This window comes from Chelativorans sp. Marseille-P2723 (assembly GCF_902809845.1).
GTDB lineage: Bacteria > Pseudomonadota > Alphaproteobacteria > Rhizobiales > Rhizobiaceae > Chelativorans.
The window spans coordinates 857,030-873,109 of sequence record NZ_CADDWI010000013.1 but is presented as its reverse complement, the minus strand read 5'-3'; the positions used below and the strand labels follow the sequence as shown (position 1 = coordinate 873,109).

The 16,080-nt window shown below is 58.8% G+C and carries 15 protein-coding genes and 1 pseudogene; 7 read left to right on the top strand and 9 right to left on the bottom strand.

Annotated features, from left to right (window positions below):
- From HUS57_RS15460 to cls, 7 genes and pseudogenes are all read left to right on the top strand, one after another.
- A complete protein-coding gene (locus HUS57_RS15460; protein ID WP_173934780.1) occupies positions 1-1,011 on the top strand; it encodes a flagellar motor switch protein FliG in 1,011 nt (336 codons plus the stop codon).
- Positions 1,012-1,015: 4 nt separating this feature from the next.
- Complete coding sequence (flhB, locus tag HUS57_RS15455) at positions 1,016-2,107, top strand: flagellar biosynthesis protein FlhB (RefSeq protein ID WP_173934779.1); 1,092 nt, start codon at positions 1,016-1,018, stop codon at positions 2,105-2,107.
- A complete protein-coding gene (locus HUS57_RS15450) occupies positions 2,104-2,535 on the top strand; it encodes a hypothetical protein (RefSeq protein WP_173934778.1) in 432 nt (143 codons plus the stop codon). The genes flhB and HUS57_RS15450 overlap by 4 nt, the downstream gene beginning before the upstream one ends.
- A gap of 209 nt (positions 2,536-2,744) precedes the next feature.
- Complete coding sequence (locus HUS57_RS18030) at positions 2,745-3,062, top strand: FAD-dependent oxidoreductase (RefSeq protein ID WP_246727894.1); 318 nt, start codon at positions 2,745-2,747, stop codon at positions 3,060-3,062.
- Positions 3,063-3,074: 12 nt separating this feature from the next.
- Positions 3,075-4,031: pseudogene (locus HUS57_RS15445) on the top strand (FAD-dependent oxidoreductase); the annotation flags it as partial.
- Between the two features lie 352 nt (positions 4,032-4,383).
- Positions 4,384-5,892, top strand: coding sequence for a catalase (locus HUS57_RS15440; RefSeq protein WP_173934777.1), 1,509 nt, complete (start codon positions 4,384-4,386; stop codon positions 5,890-5,892).
- Between the two features lie 671 nt (positions 5,893-6,563).
- The gene (cls, locus tag HUS57_RS15435) at positions 6,564-8,006 is read left to right on the top strand and encodes a cardiolipin synthase (protein ID WP_173934776.1); all 1,443 of its coding nucleotides are present in this window, start codon (positions 6,564-6,566) and stop codon (positions 8,004-8,006) included.
- Positions 8,007-8,048: 42 nt separating this feature from the next.
- On the opposite strand, the gene HUS57_RS15430 is transcribed toward cls, so the two are convergent.
- From HUS57_RS15430 to HUS57_RS15390, 9 genes are all read right to left on the bottom strand, one after another.
- On the bottom strand, positions 8,049-8,675 hold the full coding sequence (locus HUS57_RS15430; RefSeq protein ID WP_173934775.1) for a trimeric intracellular cation channel family protein: 627 nt from the start codon (positions 8,673-8,675) through the stop codon (positions 8,049-8,051).
- Positions 8,676-8,764: 89 nt separating this feature from the next.
- Positions 8,765-10,222, bottom strand: coding sequence for an MFS transporter (locus HUS57_RS15425; protein WP_173934774.1), 1,458 nt, complete (start codon positions 10,220-10,222; stop codon positions 8,765-8,767).
- Positions 10,223-10,441: 219 nt separating this feature from the next.
- Positions 10,442-11,134 carry an RES family NAD+ phosphorylase gene (locus tag HUS57_RS15420; protein WP_246727892.1) on the bottom strand — a complete coding sequence of 231 codons (693 nt, stop codon included), beginning with the start codon at positions 11,132-11,134 and terminating at the stop codon, positions 10,442-10,444.
- A complete protein-coding gene (locus tag HUS57_RS15415) occupies positions 11,131-11,538 on the bottom strand; it encodes an MbcA/ParS/Xre antitoxin family protein (RefSeq protein WP_173934773.1) in 408 nt (135 codons plus the stop codon). Before HUS57_RS15415 ends, HUS57_RS15420 begins: the two co-directional genes overlap by 4 nt.
- Positions 11,539-11,758: 220 nt before the next feature.
- On the bottom strand, positions 11,759-12,736 hold the full coding sequence (locus HUS57_RS15410; protein WP_173934772.1) for an ABC transporter ATP-binding protein: 978 nt from the start codon (positions 12,734-12,736) through the stop codon (positions 11,759-11,761).
- The gene (locus HUS57_RS15405; protein WP_173934771.1) at positions 12,733-13,749 is read right to left on the bottom strand and encodes an ABC transporter ATP-binding protein; all 1,017 of its coding nucleotides are present in this window, start codon (positions 13,747-13,749) and stop codon (positions 12,733-12,735) included. The genes HUS57_RS15410 and HUS57_RS15405 overlap by 4 nt, the downstream gene beginning before the upstream one ends.
- Positions 13,746-14,603 (bottom strand): ABC transporter permease, encoded by an 858-nt coding sequence (locus HUS57_RS15400; protein WP_246727891.1) that lies wholly within the window; start codon positions 14,601-14,603, stop codon positions 13,746-13,748. Before HUS57_RS15400 ends, HUS57_RS15405 begins: the two co-directional genes overlap by 4 nt.
- On the bottom strand, positions 14,600-15,607 hold the full coding sequence (locus HUS57_RS15395; RefSeq protein WP_173934770.1) for an ABC transporter permease: 1,008 nt from the start codon (positions 15,605-15,607) through the stop codon (positions 14,600-14,602). The genes HUS57_RS15400 and HUS57_RS15395 overlap by 4 nt, the downstream gene beginning before the upstream one ends.
- Positions 15,604-16,062, bottom strand: coding sequence for a MaoC/PaaZ C-terminal domain-containing protein (locus tag HUS57_RS15390; protein ID WP_173934769.1), 459 nt, complete (start codon positions 16,060-16,062; stop codon positions 15,604-15,606). Before HUS57_RS15390 ends, HUS57_RS15395 begins: the two co-directional genes overlap by 4 nt.
- Positions 16,063-16,080 lie beyond the last annotated feature (18 nt).

Below are 16,080 nucleotides of genomic sequence, written 5' to 3'. Positions count from 1 at the left end.
ATGGTGAACACATCCGTCCGGTTGACCCAGGCCGAAAAGGCTGCAGCCATCCTCGTGGCCATGGGCAAGCCTGCCGCTGGCAAACTGCTCAAGTTCTTCAAGCAGGAAGAACTGAAGGCCTTGATTGAGGCGGCCCGCCGCCTGCGTACCATTCCCCAGGCGGACCTGGAAAAGGTTGTACAGGAATTTGAGAGGGAGTTTGCTGAAGGTGCGGGCCTTCTCGATTCCGCGGACAGCATGAACACCATTCTGACAGAGACCTTGCCACCGGAGGAGATCAACCTCCTCATGGGTTCAGGCGAGGCACGGGGAGTGGAAACGGAGAATGTCTGGCTGAAGCTGGAAAAGCTTTCGCCCGAACGGCTCGCTCAGCTTCTTGCGATCGAACACCCGCAGACCGTAGCGGTAGTTCTTGCCAGCCTTTCGCCCCAGGCAGCGTCGAAGGTGACGCTGATGCTGGACCGGCAACAGCGCGGCGACGTGCTGCGGCGTATGGCATCCATCGGCCAACTCACCGCTGAGGCAAGGGCCATCATCGAAAGGCGTGTTGCGGAAATCCTGCGCGCCGAAGCCAATGGCAAGAATGCGTCGGCAGGGCACGCACGGGTAGCCCGTCTCCTCAACGAGCTCGAAAAATCCGAAGCCGAGGAGGTAATCCGCGATCTTGAGGCCGCTGGAACTCCCGACGTCGACGCGATCCGTGCACGCCTGTTTACTTTCGAGGAGATCGTGCACTTGTCCCAGGATGCGCGCGTTGCGCTCCTGGACGGATTGTCAACGGACCTCGTTACACTCGCACTACGCGAGGCGCCTGCCGAAGTCGCAGAAGCGGTCCTGTCGGCATTGGGCGCACGGTCGCGCCGCATGATCGAATCTGAACTAGCTGCGCCCATGGATCGTGCTTCGGCCGAAGCGATCTCGACGGCGCGCAAACGTATAGCCGCAACCGCGATACAGCTCGCGCAGAACGGTGTGATCGAGTTGCCTTCAACCACGCAGGCGGCCGCCTGACGCAATGGCTGAAGGAGCCGACAAGGAAAGCAAAACCGAAGAAGCCACGGAAAAGAAAATCCGGGATTCGGTGGAGAAGGGACAGCTTCCCTTCTCGCGGGAAGCTCCCGTGCTTGCATCCTTTCTCGCTATTCTCGTCTTCATCATCTTCTTCGCAGAAGACAGGGCGGCCCAGCTTGCCGGTTTTCTCTCCATTTTCATTGAACGTGCTGACGGCTGGTCGCTGGAGACCAGGAGCGATGCGATTGCGATCTATCGTATCGTCTTCCTGGAAATCGGAAAAGTTGCTGGCATCCTCATGGTGCTGCTGGTCGCGGCCGGTCTTTCGGGCTCGATCCTGCAAAATACGCCGCGATTCGTGATCGACCGAGTCCAGCCGAAGCTCTCCCGTATTTCGCTTGCAAAGGGTTGGTCACGCCTTTTCGGCGGGCGGGGGCTGATGGAATTCCTGAAGTCCATTGGCAAAATACTGGTGGTCGGCAGTCTCGTTGCTTTCACCCTTCGTCACGCCGATACACGCCTTCTTTCCGGAATGATGACGCATCCGGTGGTTTTCACTATGACCATCCGCGAGCTTGCCGTCGACATCCTCATGGCGGTCGCGCTCTTCATGGCGCTTGTGGCCGCAGCGGACCTGGTCTGGTCGCGTTTCAACTGGCGGCAGGATTTGCGCATGACGAGGCAGGAAGTCAAAGACGAGCAGAAGCAGACGGATGGCGATCCAATCGTAAAGGCCCGCCTGCGCTCCGTCGCACGCGACCGGGCGCGCCAGCGTATGATTTCTGCCGTGCCCCAGGCTACACTGGTGATTACCAATCCCACCCACTACGCAATTGCCTTGCGCTATAACCGGGAAAGAGATGCGGCTCCCATCGTCGTCGCCAAGGGGCAGGACCTGATTGCGCTGCGGATCCGCGAGATAGCACAAGCTCACAATGTCCCGATCTTCGAGGAGCCGGCACTTGCCCGCTCCATGTACAAACAAGTTTCAGTCGATAGCCTCATCCAGCCTCAGTTCTACAAGGCGATCGCGGAGCTCATCCGCCGCGTTTACACGGCTGAAGGCGGACGAACAATGACGAAGGCGACAGCATGATCCGGCAGCCTCATTCTGACGAGCGGGAGATCATCGTGGCAACGGCCATCAAGGGCGTGGCAAGCGAGCTCCGGCTCATCGAGCTTGCCGACTTCGTGGCTTTCATCCGGCTCGAAAGCATGGCCAGCATTGCAGACATCGTTGAGTCGGCGGCGGAGCTGTATTTTCTTCCGGGTACCTTGCGGCTTGGACATGGTTGCGAGGCGCATGTTGGCTGGACCGAGGCTCCCCGCATCGTGCTCGACCTGGAACTGCGTCCAAAAGGGGTGACGGTCTACTTCTCGCTCACGCTCAGCGCTTCCGATGCTTCCGTCGACGTCAAATATGTCGCGTTCGACTCTCCTTCGGAAGACCCGCAGGCCAATTCGGCCTTCTTGGCCGAGTCGTTGAACAGGTCTCGCATCTACAGGACAATAACAAGCAACTAGATGCCATTTAGGAAAGTGGAAAGGATCGTGAACAACGTTGCACAACGTCGACCCGGCATCATGTAGCATAAAGATCGTCAGGCACGGACATTGCACCATATGCCCAATAATCGGCGCATGAACCTCAATTTGGAGAGATACAAAAGCCAATCCCGGGGCGAGTTTCCAGCAACGGCTGGAGATCGGAAACTGCCTCATGGCCTCCTGCAGTGCCCATACCTGCCGTCTTACAGGGCAGCATCGCTCATAAGCGGCGGCATCTGCTGATCATGCGCATATTGGTTATCGGGGCGGGCGTAGTAGGCATTACTTCGGCCTGGTATCTTGTTCAGGACGGACACGAGGTGACGGTCGTCGACCGGCACTCCGGTCCCGCTCTTGGCACGAGTTTCGGCAATGCGGGCGGCGTTTGCCCTGCCTTTGCCGGGCCGTGGGCGGCGCCAGGAATACCGTTCAAGGCTATAAAATGGCTGTTTCAGGAGACGGCGCCGCTGAAATGGCGGCCGCGCCCCGATCCTCAGCAATAGCGTTGGCTAGCCGCCTTCATGCGCAACTGCACATCCCGGCGGTTTTCGGTCAACAAGGCCCGCATGCAGCGCATGGCCCATTACAGCAAGGCTTGTCTCGTGGCGCTGCGCGAGCAGACCGGCATCGCCTATGACCACGCCTCGCGCGGGGTGCTGCAGATATTCGCAACCGAAGAGCAACTGACACTCGGGAAGCGGGCCGCTCGCGTCCTTGCGGAAATGGATATTCCGCATCGGCTGGTCTTGCCCGAGGAACTCATTGCCATCGAGCCAGCCCTGGCACATACCACGCAGAACCTTGCCGGTGGGCTCCATCTGCCGGGCGACGAAACCGGCGACTGTCGACTCTTTTGCGAGCAACTAGCGGTTCTGCTGCGCAACCTTGGATGCCATTTTCTTTTCGGAACCGAGGTGATGTGTCTGGAGCGTAGCGGCGACCATATTGTAAGCGCATTGTCATCCGCCGGCCCGATCGAGGCAGATGCTTTCATCGTGGCAGCCGGTCCTTACGCGCCGAGGCTGCTCTCGCCGCTTGGCATCCACTTGCCCATTTATCCGGTCAAGGGCTATTCGCTCACCTGTGAGATCAAGGAAGAGGCCAGCGCTCCTCGCTCCTCAGTCATGGACGAGCATTCCAAGGTGATGATTACACGCCTTGGATCTCGAATTCGCGCTGCAGGCGTTGCGGAACTTGCCGGCTTCGATCCGACCATCCCGAACCCGGCCAAAGTCTCACTGCGGAATCGGGTGGAAGCTCTTTTCCCCGGCGGCGGGCACTACGGACAGGCGAGCTACTGGTGCGGATTCCGACCGATGACGCCGGACGGACCTGCAAGAATCGGCCCTGCTGCCTGCAAAAATCTCTACATTAATGTTGGCCACGGCTCGAACGGCTGGACACAGGCTTGTGGCACAAGTCGCGTGCTTGCCGACATTGTTGCCGGCCGGAGGCCTGAAATCGAGCCATGAGCATCGCCCCCTCTCCCTGCAACAGAAAATTTCCCTGCATAATCGCAGGCTAAAGCGTCGCACCACTTTTTTTTGAGCGGCATCATGCTTACGTCAACGGAATGACAGTTTGCCGCTATGACCTGCCCAAGAGTTCGCTGGCTGCTCCGCGACATCGCGTCGCGCTTGCCAGGAGGACACCGGGTGCCGGGCGAAATAAGATACCGAAGCGGCCGGAGTTCTGCGGGCTGTGTGGGAGGCCCGTCTCGATGCGGTTTCCACATGGTTGACGCACCGTTCTCTGGAATAACAAGCTAGTTTCACCACATCAAATCCACTGAACGCATGTGGGCGTCCACTTACAGGAGGTATTATGTCCGACCAGAATAATGCTCGTGACGATCGAGCAGCCCGATCAACCACCGGAAGCGGTGCTCCTGCACCCAGCGATCGCAACTCCCTGACCATCGGTGCTGACGGCCCGATCCTTCTTCATGACGTTCATTTTCTTGAACAGATGGCCCATTTCAACCGTGAGAAGGTTCCCGAGCGCCAGCCGCATGCGAAGGGCGCCGGCGCGTTTGGCGTCTTCGAGACGACCGAGGATGTTTCTGGCTACACGAAAGCGGCACTGTTCCAGAAGGGTGTCAAGACGGAAATGCTGGCACGTTTCTCCACCGTTGCGGGCGAGGTAGGCAGCCCCGACACGTGGCGCGACGTGCGCGGTTTTTCGCTGAAATTCTATACCAGCGAAGGCAATTATGACCTCGTCGGAAACAACACGCCGATCTTCTTCGTGCGCGACCCAATGAAGTTCCCGCACTTCATCCGCAGCCAGAAGCGGCTTCCCGATTCCGGCCTACGTGACAACCACATGCAGTGGGACTTCTGGACCAGCAATCCTGAGACTGCGCACCAGGTGACCTATCTGATGGGTGAACGCGGCCTGCCGCGCACATGGCGTCACATGAACGGCTACGGCTCGCACACCTATATGTGGGTCAATGCTCGGGGCGAGAAGTTCTGGGTGAAGTATCATTTCCACACCGATCAAGGCATGGAATTCTTTACCAATGACGAAGCCGCGACGATGGCTGGTGCGGATGCCGACTTCCACCGCCGTGACCTATTCGAGGCGATCGAGCGTAAGGAATATCCAAGTTGGACGCTTTCCGTTCAGATTATGCCTTACGAAGAGGCCAAGACCTACCGCATCAATCCGTTCGACCTCACCAAGGTCTGGCCGCACAAGGATTATCCGTTGATCAAGGTCGGCACGATGACGCTCGATCGAAATCCGGAGAATTTCTTCGCCCAGATTGAGCAGGCGGCGTTCTCGCCTGGCAATACGGTGCCAGGCATTGGCCTTTCGCCGGACAAGATGCTGCTTGGCCGCGCCTTTGCCTATAACGATGCCCAGCGAAACCGTATCGGCACCAACTTCCATCAACTGCCCGTGAACCAGCCCAAGGTCCCGGTAAACACCTATATGTTCGACGGCCACATGGCCTATCATCACAGCGGCAACGCGCCGGTGTATGCGCCGAACAGTGGTGGACGCCCATGGGCCGATGAAACCGGTCCGGTGCACGATGGATGGGAAGCCGATGGCACTATGGTGCGTAGCGCCTATACGCTGCGCCCCGAGGACGATGATTTTGGCCAGCCGGGAACTCTCGTGCGCGAGGTGTTCAACGACGCGCAGCGCGATGCCCTGGTGGAGACAGTTGCTGGCAGCCTGCTTGGCGGAGTGCGTGAGCCGGTATTGAGCCGCGCCTTCCAGTACTGGAAGAACATCGACCCCGAAGTCGGCCAGCGTATCGAGCAGAAAGTGCTCTCAGGAAGCGCGACCAAGCCCGCCGAGGGCATGGGCGAAGGCTGATGTAAATTTCTGCTGCCTCGCGGCGTCTATAACAGGCGTCGCGGGGCTGACATTCATAACTACTTTACGGCTGTCGCATCTGAGTCAGCATCAGGCAGGCAATTGGCAGCCATATGCTGCCTCATCCTTGACGTTCTCAGAACGCTGCCGGAGATTTCGGCAAACCTGTGGCGCGGTTCGCTCGCCTTTACGCAGAATCCCAAGGCGTGGTCATTCCCCAAGGTCTTCCAATGGGCATTATGCGGCATTGGCCGTGCCATCGTTCATGATCGTTCCCGCCGGTCTACCGCTCGGTCATTGCGAAAAGCCAAGACCATCTGAGGCGCATCGACTTTTTGATTAGGCTGGCGTCGTAAAATCGCGTTGGACGCTCCGGCACATCCGCAGCCGAGATTACCGCCCCCTGGTGAAGCAGGCACAAGGCTTTCGGGACCGCACCGCGGCAGTCCGCTTCCACCCGCACCGCAAACATGCTCTCAGTCGCCAGTCGAATACCGCAGAGAAGCGCATTTTGCCAAAAGGCGTTTCCACATCTGCAGCGTTTGGTCATTGCAGTCTCATTTCAGTCTTACATGGACCCGTTCTGCCGCTGTCAAATCATGCATGGGCCCTTGTTCTTCCCGCCCTAGATTTCTGAAGCACAGCAGGAGGTTGCTGGCGGAAGGGAGAGCATGGACTGGTTGGTAATTGTTGGCTGGGGTTTTGCGGTTTATGCATTGGGCACCGGCGTGTATATCCTTCTGGAAAACCGCCGCCCGCAGGCAACCCTTGCGTGGATGCTCGCCCTTTTTGCACTGCCCGGAATGGGGCTTCTTGCCTATGTACTGTTCGGAAGGGACCGCAAGGCATTTGCAAAGCAAAGCAGGCTCCTGAAGCAGGACATCGAAGCCGAAGCCGGGCCATACCTGGAGCGCATCCTTACGATGCAGGAAGCGCAGATTTCCAATCTAGAGGGTGGAAGCCACGCCCGCAGGAAACTGATGATGCTGGTCAGGCGCAATTCTCGCTCAGCGCTCGCACGTTCGGAAGTCGAGATTCTGCAGAATGCAGACTCGTTCTATTCCGCACTGATCAAGGATATCGAAGCCGCGCAGCATTCCATTCATCTGCAAACCTTCATCTGGGCAAGGGATGAATTCACCGATCGGCTCAAGCAGTTGCTGAGCGTCAAGGCGAAAGCCGGGGTAAAGGTGCGCCTGCTCTATGATCCGCTTGGCTCGCAGGCCCATGTGACACCTTCTTATGTCAGGGCATTGGAAGCGGCTGGCATACGCATGGTGCCGACCTCGCCTCTGTGGCGGGTGCATACAATCAGCTATCGGAATCATCGCAAGATCGCTGTCATCGACGGCCGAGCCGGCTATACGGGCGGCATGAATATCGGCAAGGAACATCTCGACGGAGGGAAAGGATTCGACTACTGGCGCGACACTCAGATTCGGCTGGAAGGGGAAGGAGTGGCAGTCCTCCAGACCGTATTTGCCGTCGACTGGTACAATGCCGTGCAGGAAGACCTCTTCGCCGAGGAGTATTTTCCAATGGCGCGAGCCGTCCAGGCCAAGACATCCCCTGTGCAGATCCTCACCTCGGGGCCCGATTCAGAATGGGCCGGCATACGCCAGCTCTACTTCGCTATGATCGCGAGCGCCCAGAGCCATGTCTATCTGCAATCGCCCTATTTCATCCCGGATGGGAGCATAGCTGAAGCGCTGAAAGCCGCGGCCCTTTCGGGTGTTGACGTCAAGCTTATGCTGACGGCCAAAGCATCCGGAAATCCCCTCCCGGAATGGGCGGGCAACACCTATATCATCGATGTCATGAAGGCCGGCGTGAAGGTCTTCATGTATCATAAGGGGTATCTTCACGCCAAGACGATCAGCATTGATTCCGAGATCTGCTCCATCGGCTCGGCGAATATCGACATCCGCAGTTTCAGCATCAACTACGAGCTCAACGCCGTTCTTTACAGCAGGCAACTGGCCCGTCAGCTGGAGGAGGATTTCGAGCGCGACCTCGCCTATTGCACCCGGTTCGACCCCGACGAATACGCTTCGCGAAGACTGCCGCTGAGGCTGCGGGATTCGGTTACTCGGCTCGTCTCACCGCTTTTGTAAACTGCTGGCTCCCTCCCCATTCTGGCCTCGAACCGGCGAGCTTCAATGCAATTTCTCGGTGTAGACGAATTTAGGCATGTGCCAGTTGAAATGCAGCGCAAGAAGGCGCATCGCCAGACCGAAGGCCATGACCACGAACAAGGCGGCATCATGCGGCAGTTCAAAAGAGATGGCCGCAACGTAAAGCCCGCCGGTTGCTATCGAAACGCTCGCGTAAAGCTCGCTTCGGAACAGGAGCGGGATCTCGTTACACAATATGTCACGCAGTACGCCGCCAAGACAGCCGGTGATCATTCCGGCCACAATGACGATTACAACCGGCAATTCCATCTCCAGCGCCACGTTGCAGCCAATAATCGTGAACACCACCAATCCGACGGCATCAAGGATCAGGAACAGCGGGCGCAGCCTGTGCATAAACCGCGCTATTGCAACCGTTGCAAGCGCGGCTGCCGCTGTGAGCAGGAGGTAAACCGGATGCGCCACCCAGACGAGCGGTTGATGGCCAAGCAGCACGTCTCGCACCGATCCCCCGCCAAGCGCCGTCACAGCCCCGAGCAGGCACACTCCGACCCAGTCCATGTTGCGGCGGCCCGCCATCAGCGCCGCCGTCATGGCCTCGGCCGTGATCGCCACGACATAGAGGATGTGAAGTATCAGGTCGCTCATGGCGATGCGCTCCGGTTGTTATGCAATGATGTTGCGCGAGACCCTGCGTGGCTCAAGCACGTTCTTACCCTTCTCCAGGCGAAGAGTAATCAGCCTGCCGGGCTCGCAGGCGCCATCTCGCGGTCGCGCAGGTCCTTGATCGCGACACCGAGCGCAAAAAGCAGGATCACGCCGATCAGGCCGAAGCCAGCGACGAAAGCCATGGACCATGATGCAATCGAAAGGAAGGCGAAAACCGCCCCGGTAATCACCGCAATGCCCACCGAGGTCCCCATGCGCTGGCCCGTTTGCATGATAGCGGCCGAGCTTCCAGCGTAATCGAGCGGCACATCCGCCAGTGTAAGCGCCTGGTTGGGGCTGATGACGGAGCCTTGAGCCAGCCCGATGAATGACAGCGAAACCAACAACCACCACAGATTGAGGTAGCCATGCTCGTGCAGGAGGACCACCGCGATACTCAATCCCAGGCCGAACAGCCCCAGGAGCAGCCCGCTTATCACGATCTTACGGCCATACCGGACAACCCGCTTGCCCGCCCAATGGGCGGCAGACGCGGAAAGAAGCGCGGCCGGGATTCCGAACATTCCGGCTTGAAGTGCCGTCATGCCGTTTCCTTCCTGCACATAGAGCGCAACCAGCACCCAGACGCTCGTCATTCCCAGGAAATACAAAGCCATAATGACGGTGCCATTGGTAAAGCTGCGGATTGAGAAGATACCCAGGTCGACCATGGGTGGACGCCCGATGCGAGCGTAATAGCGCTCCCATTTCACCCAAAGGAAGACCAGGAAGAAGCCGAACGGGAGCAGGAGCCAGGGGAGGATTGATGTCCTGGCTTCCACAAAGGGGAAGAGGATTGCAAGAACCGCAACTCCCAGGAGGGCCGAACCCACCGGGTCGAGCGAGAGCAGTTCCTCCTTCAGGCTGGCAGATCCACCCGACCCGCTTCTTGGCAAATGGATCAGGGGTCTGGGAAACCATAGCAGCCCGAGAAGAATAGTCGCCAGGCCGATGGGGACGTTGACCAGAAAGGTCAGCCGCCAACCGAGTTCGGGACCGCCCAGCTCGATGAGGAGGCCACCCAGAACAGGGCCGATGGCGACAGATACACCCACAGTGCTTCCGAAATAGCCAAAAGCCCTACCGCGCTCCGCCCCCCGGAAATAGTGCTGGATCATTCCGAGCCCCTGAGGGTTCAGGAGCCCTGAGCCGATTCCCTGCACGAATCGCGCCAGGTTGAGCCACTTGGCGTCTGGCGCCAGTCCTGCGGCCACCGATGAAACCGTAAAGATGCCGACGCCGAGAAGAAAGATTCCGCCACGCCCCATGATGTCCCCGGCTCGGCCGGCGGCAACCAGGACAATGCCGAATGTCAGCGCGTATCCGGACAACACCCATTGCAGTGCGGATTGAGAAGCCCCTAGATCGTGTTGAATGGCCGGAAGTGCGACATTGACGATGCTCACGCCCAGAAGCGACATGAAGATGACCATGAGCAACACCGCCAGAATGCGCCATCTTATCGGGTTTGACGCTGCATCGGGCATATGACTGTCCTGAAAATTGGCGGCACACGAGGAGCGGTGGCGACTAGAGCTTCACATCAAGGGCTAAAAGAAACGCGCATCAACATTGATCCACGAAGATTCCGATAGCAACCCTGCAAGCGACCTTCCAGTCACGTTGCCATCCGAGCCGTCGACAACAAGCCAGACTGGCGGTTGCAAGCCTAAACCTTTGTGCTCCGGCCCGCCCCTGATCTCGCGTCATAGCGCGAATATCCTATTGGTGCGGCAATTGCGTACCTTGTCGACCCGCTCCCCACTCCAGTGGAAGTCGAAATGATCTGCCTGAACGGGAATATCGATGAGATCAGGCCAAAAGATTGCCGCGCATTCGCCCCCAGGGTAACGCACGCTGCGATAGACAACCCCATTGGAACCGCCGCTCCGGAGGCTCTTGCCCAGCGCTTGTGAGGCGCTGTAATCATCCGGGTGGTGCAAGCATTCATGTGGCCTTGCGTCATGCAGTTTGAGGTCGAGCCTGTTGATCAGCACGCGGAACTGAGAGGTCCATCCTGGCTCTTCATCACTGTTCGCCATAGCCACCCCATGGTGGTGGGCAACCTCACGGATCGCCACTTCCTCACTGTCGCCAACGCTGTAGACGCCATAGGTGCCATCGGTGAAGCGCCCTGGCCTGTCGGTGCTGACATGGACGAAGGGTGCCATGAGATAGCTCGATCCGGGTCCGCTTACGCGCCTTTGCGGCGGCACCAGATCGAGCCTGCCGATATTCTCCCATATGCGCGGATTGGTCTTCGATTCCACCGAGGCCAATGCCTCCCAGTCCTCCGGCTCTGCAATGTCCTCGAAAAGGTCGATGGGCGGATGAATGGAACGGATGATCCGGTAGGCATCCGGCCAGACCACACGGACGCTCGACAACTGATCGTTCACCAGCCGCGCTCTGCATCAAGGTAGGAGCGGACACGGGCAAGGGAGAAGATGTCCCCTTGCGCCATTACCTCAACGGGGGTGCGTAGACCAAATGCACGGTTGGGCTTCTTGACCCAAGCATATCCTCTCTCGGGATCAGAAAAAAGATAGCGGAGACCTTTATGAATGCCCATGAGCAGTGACAGGCGCGTGGCCAGATCGCGGTCTATGCGTCCGATTTCGCCAGCCTTCCATCGGGCATAGGTGCGCGCAGCGAGTCCTCCAAGGAGTTCGCGAGCCTCGGTGTCGGACACATTCCACTTCTCGAAGAGCCTGATCACCGCCCGCGCAGCCGCTTCCGCCTCGTGAGAAGTGATCTGAGGGATATCCGGAGCAGCCGGCGTCCGCAAAATTTCATGAAGCATAGCACGTCTCTTTATGGCAATAAGTATGTTAAGTTATGCCATATGGCAAGAGCACCGGCTTAATATTCGACCGGGGAAGCTGACACGCTGCTCCGCGATGTCATCGCGATAGATTGGGATGAAGGTAGCGCTCACCGCTTTTTCGTATTCTAGATAATACGAAAAAAGAACGAGCTTCAATCTCACTTGCGCACAAGGCAGCCACTGATGGCCGCCGCCGCTATTGCTCCTCGGCAAAATGGCAGCGCACGAGGCGGCCATTATCCAATGTTCTCAGGAGCGGCATGGTTACCGAACACTCCGGGCGCTCGACCGGGCACCGGCCGGCGAAGCGACACTGCATATCGGACGGCGCGATCGGGCTTTGCGGATCGCCTTCCAGCTTGATACGCTCGCCGCGGCGTGGACGCAATGTAGGTATCGCGGACAGCAATGCGCGCGTATAGGGATGCGCAGGTGAGGCATAGACTTCGTCGGACGGGCCGCTTTCGACCACCTGCCCCATATACATGACGACGATCCGGCTGCACAGCAGCCGCACCACGTTCAGATCGTGGCTGACGAACAGAAGCGCGATTTCCCGCTCGCGTCGCAAGCGATCGAGCAATTGCAGAACCGTCGCCTGCACTGAAACGTCCAGTGCCGAGGTCGGCTCATCAAGAACCAGAAGACGCGGCTCAACGGCTATGGCGCGAGCAATCCCAACCCTCGCCTTCTGCCCACCCGATAGCTGGTGCGGGAAACGGTCGAGCAGGGCGAGGGGCAGATTCACTGCCGTGGCTGCTTCCTCGACACGGCTGCGCAGCTCCGCTCTGGAAGGCCGTATCAGTACTCGTACCGGGTCTGCGATCAGGTCAAAAACGGAAAGGCGGGGGTTCAGGCTTTCGGATGGATCCTGAAACACCATCTGGATCGTGCGGCGGTCTTGTGAGCGGGAAAATTCGGATGCCCTGATCTTCGTTATCTCCCGGCCTTCCAGAAAAATCTCCCCCTCCGTTGGATCAACGAGTCTTGCGATCAGACGCGAAAGGGTGGACTTGCCGCAGCCTGATTCACCCACCAGTCCTACCGCTTCTCCGGGCGAAATTCGAAGATCCACACCATCCACCGCATGGAGCTTCAACGGTGGAGCAATCGCCGACTTTTGCGGCAGTGGATAGTACATTTTGAGCCCATGGGCTTCGAACAAGGTGCTCATAGCGGGTTCTTGCATGCAATAAGATGAGGGGTTGAAAGCGGCCCAGTTCCTTTCCGCAAGGTGCAGGGCTGCGGTGCCGCCAGGGCAAGCTCCAGCGTCAACCGACCTGCATCGCACTCCGCCAGGCGGCGGGAGCAGCGTTCTGCAAAGCGGCAAGGAGGGAGGTCCCGGCGGCGCAGGTCGGGAAGTGACCCGTCGATAGCCTGCAATTCATCTATACTGTCGACCAGCGAGGGAACCGAACGCAGAAGCTTTTCCGTATAGGGATGACGCGGGTTCGCGATAATTTCGGCGGTGGGCGCCACCTCAACCACATGGCCTGCATGCATGATGATCAGGCGGTCGCAATATTCCGAGGCGAGCGCGATGTCATGGGTGATCAGCGCCACTGAGATGCCCTTCTCGCGGACCAGCCCCTGGATCAAGTCCATGATCACGGCCTGCGTGGTTACGTCCAGCCCAGTCGTCGGCTCATCCGCAATCAACAGCTTCGGCTTGCAGGCAAGCGCCATGGCGATGCCGATCCTCTGGCACAGGCCGCCCGAAAGCTCAAACGGATAGGCACGCAAACGGCGCTCAGGATCGGGAATGCGTACCTGGCGCAGCGAGGCGATGGTGCGTTCGCGAATTTCTGCTGCCGGAGCGGGCGTATGCCGGGCGATGACATCGGCTATCTGGTCCCCCACGGCGCGGATCGGGTTCAACGCAGTGCGCGGGTTCTGGAATATGATCGAGGCCTCCCGACCTCGCCAACCGTCACGCTCGCGGCGGTGCATTTTCAGCACGTCCCGTCCTTCGAACATGATTTCGCCGGAACAAATCCGCGCCGCATGATCGAGAATGCCCATTATCGAATATGCGGTGACTGATTTTCCGGACCCCGATTCGCCAATAATGCCGACAATCTCGCCCGCGCCCACGTCGAACGACACATCGTCCAGCACGTGAACCGTGCCACGGCGTGTGGCAAAATCCACCGTCAGGTTACGTACCGACAATAAAGGTTCGTTCATGTCCTCATCCTCGGGTCCAGGATGTCGCGCAAGGCATCTCCCATCAGATTGAAGACAAAAACGGTAAGCATCAGCGCCAGCCCCGGGAAGGCTGCGATCCACCATTGACCGGAAGCGATATAGCGGGCGCCGTCGGCTACCATGATGCCCCATTCCGGCGTAGGCGGCCGCACGCCAAGGCCCAGAAACGACAAGCCGGCAGCGTTCAATACCGCCCATCCAAGGTTCACCGACGCCTGAATGACCAACGGCGCTGCCATATTGGGAAGAAGGAAGCGAGTTAGAATCCGCCAATCACCCGAGCCGCCTACCCGTGCCGCCTCGACATAGCCAAGCCCCCGCCGCACCCGCATCTCGCTCCGCGCCAGGCGGATGTAGAATGGCAGGTTCACCACGGCAGTCGCATAGACGACATTGGCTACCGTGTTCCCCAGTGCAGCGACCATGGCCATGGCCAGAACGAAAAGAGGAAAAGCCATCAGCACGTCGACCATGCGTGACACGGCCCCGTCCCAGAACCCGCCCCAATAGCCGATCATCGCGCCGATCAGGGAGCCGACCACACATGACAGGATCACCGCGCCAAAGGCGATGAGCAGATCAAGCCGTGTCGCAACCATGACGCGGGAGAAGATGTCGCGACCCAACTGGTCAGTCCCGAACCAGAAAGTGGCCGACGGACCTTGCAGCGCAAATTGCGAATTCGTCTTGAGCGGATCATGAGGCACCAGCGAGGGCGCGAAGACCGCCACCAGAACGATGAGCGTGAACAGGCCGAAGGCCAGCAGGTTCAGTGGATTGCTTGCAACCGTATAGCGGATCGACTCAAACCGCTCCTTAATTGCGGAACTCACAGGCTTGACCTCGGATCGATGAGAGTGATCAGGATGTCGGTCGTCAGGTTCACCAGGATGAAAATTCCCGCCATCACCAGCATGAAACCCTGCAAAGGTGCGTAATCGAGATTGATGATGCTGTCGATCGCGAAGGCTCCCACCCCAGGCCAGGAAAACACCCGCTCCACCAGAACATTTGCGCCGAGCATGTAGGAGAAGGTCATTCCCATCGTGGTGACAACGGGCAGCATCGCATTGCGGAAGGCGTAGGTGACAATAATCTTGCGCCGGGAGAGGCCCGCGGCGCGGGCCGTACGGATGAACTCTGAGCCCAGGGTTTCAAGCATGGACGCGCGGGCCATCCTTGTGAGCGGCGCGAGCGCGAAAAGCGCCATCGTCACCGCCGGCAATACCATCTGTTTCAGCGCTGCCCAAAACAGTTCCAGATCGCCGGCAAGCAACGCGTCCACGGTATAAAGGCCCGTGACCCTCTCAGGCTCGAACATGAAGGGGTCCAGACGGCCGATAGGCTCCGGAGCCCAGCCAATCAGGAAATAGAAGAAGAATATCAGCAGCAGCCCGGTCACGAAAGTCGGCATCGAAACCCCAAGCGTCGCAATTAACCGCGACAAGTGGTCGATGAACGATCCGCGCCGCAGCGCTGCAATGACGCCAAGCGGAAGCGCAACGGCGGTCGCGATGACAAAGGCGAAGATCGTCAGTTCGGCTGAAGCAGGCAGACGGTTGGCAAATTCGGTCGTCACCTTCTGCCCGGTAGAAAGCGAGTTGCCCAGGTCGCCATGCAGAAGCGCCTTGAGATAGAGCCAGAATTGCACGATCAATGGGCGGTCCAGCCCGAGGCTGGTGCGCACCGCCTCGATATCGGCCTGCGTCATTGACGGGTTTGAAGCAAAGAATACTGCCGGGTCGCCCGGCAGAACCCTTGTCAGCAGGAAGGTGACGAGGATAACACCGAACAAGGTCGGGATGGTCGACAACAGGCGAATGCCGATACGACTCATATCTCCTCCGGACGGTTGAGGATGAGCACAAGATGGTCCCCGCGCACGACTTCGGTACCATCGGCCTTCATCAGGAAACCACGTTCCGTGGCAAGACCCCTGCCCGGCTTTTTCGTCGGGCGGCGGCTGATGAGTTCAAGTCGAAGATGGACGTATTCACCGGGATAAAGTGGTGCCGAAAATCGGACGTCGGTCCATCCCAAAGAAGCGGTCACTGAGCGATCGAAATATCCCAGCTCCGCCTTCAATCCCTCGATGAGCGCCAGGTTGAACAAACCATGGGTGATGCGGCCGGCGAAACCCGCCTGCCGCGCGAAATCATCCTCCATATGGACGGGATGGTTCTCGCCGGTCAGACGCGCATAGGTCTCGATATCTGAAAGTTCGATCCGGCGGGCGGCACTGGTCAGCACCGTGCCCGGAATAAAATCCTCATACCAAACCTGCCTCGTCATGACCCTTCCCCGCCTTAC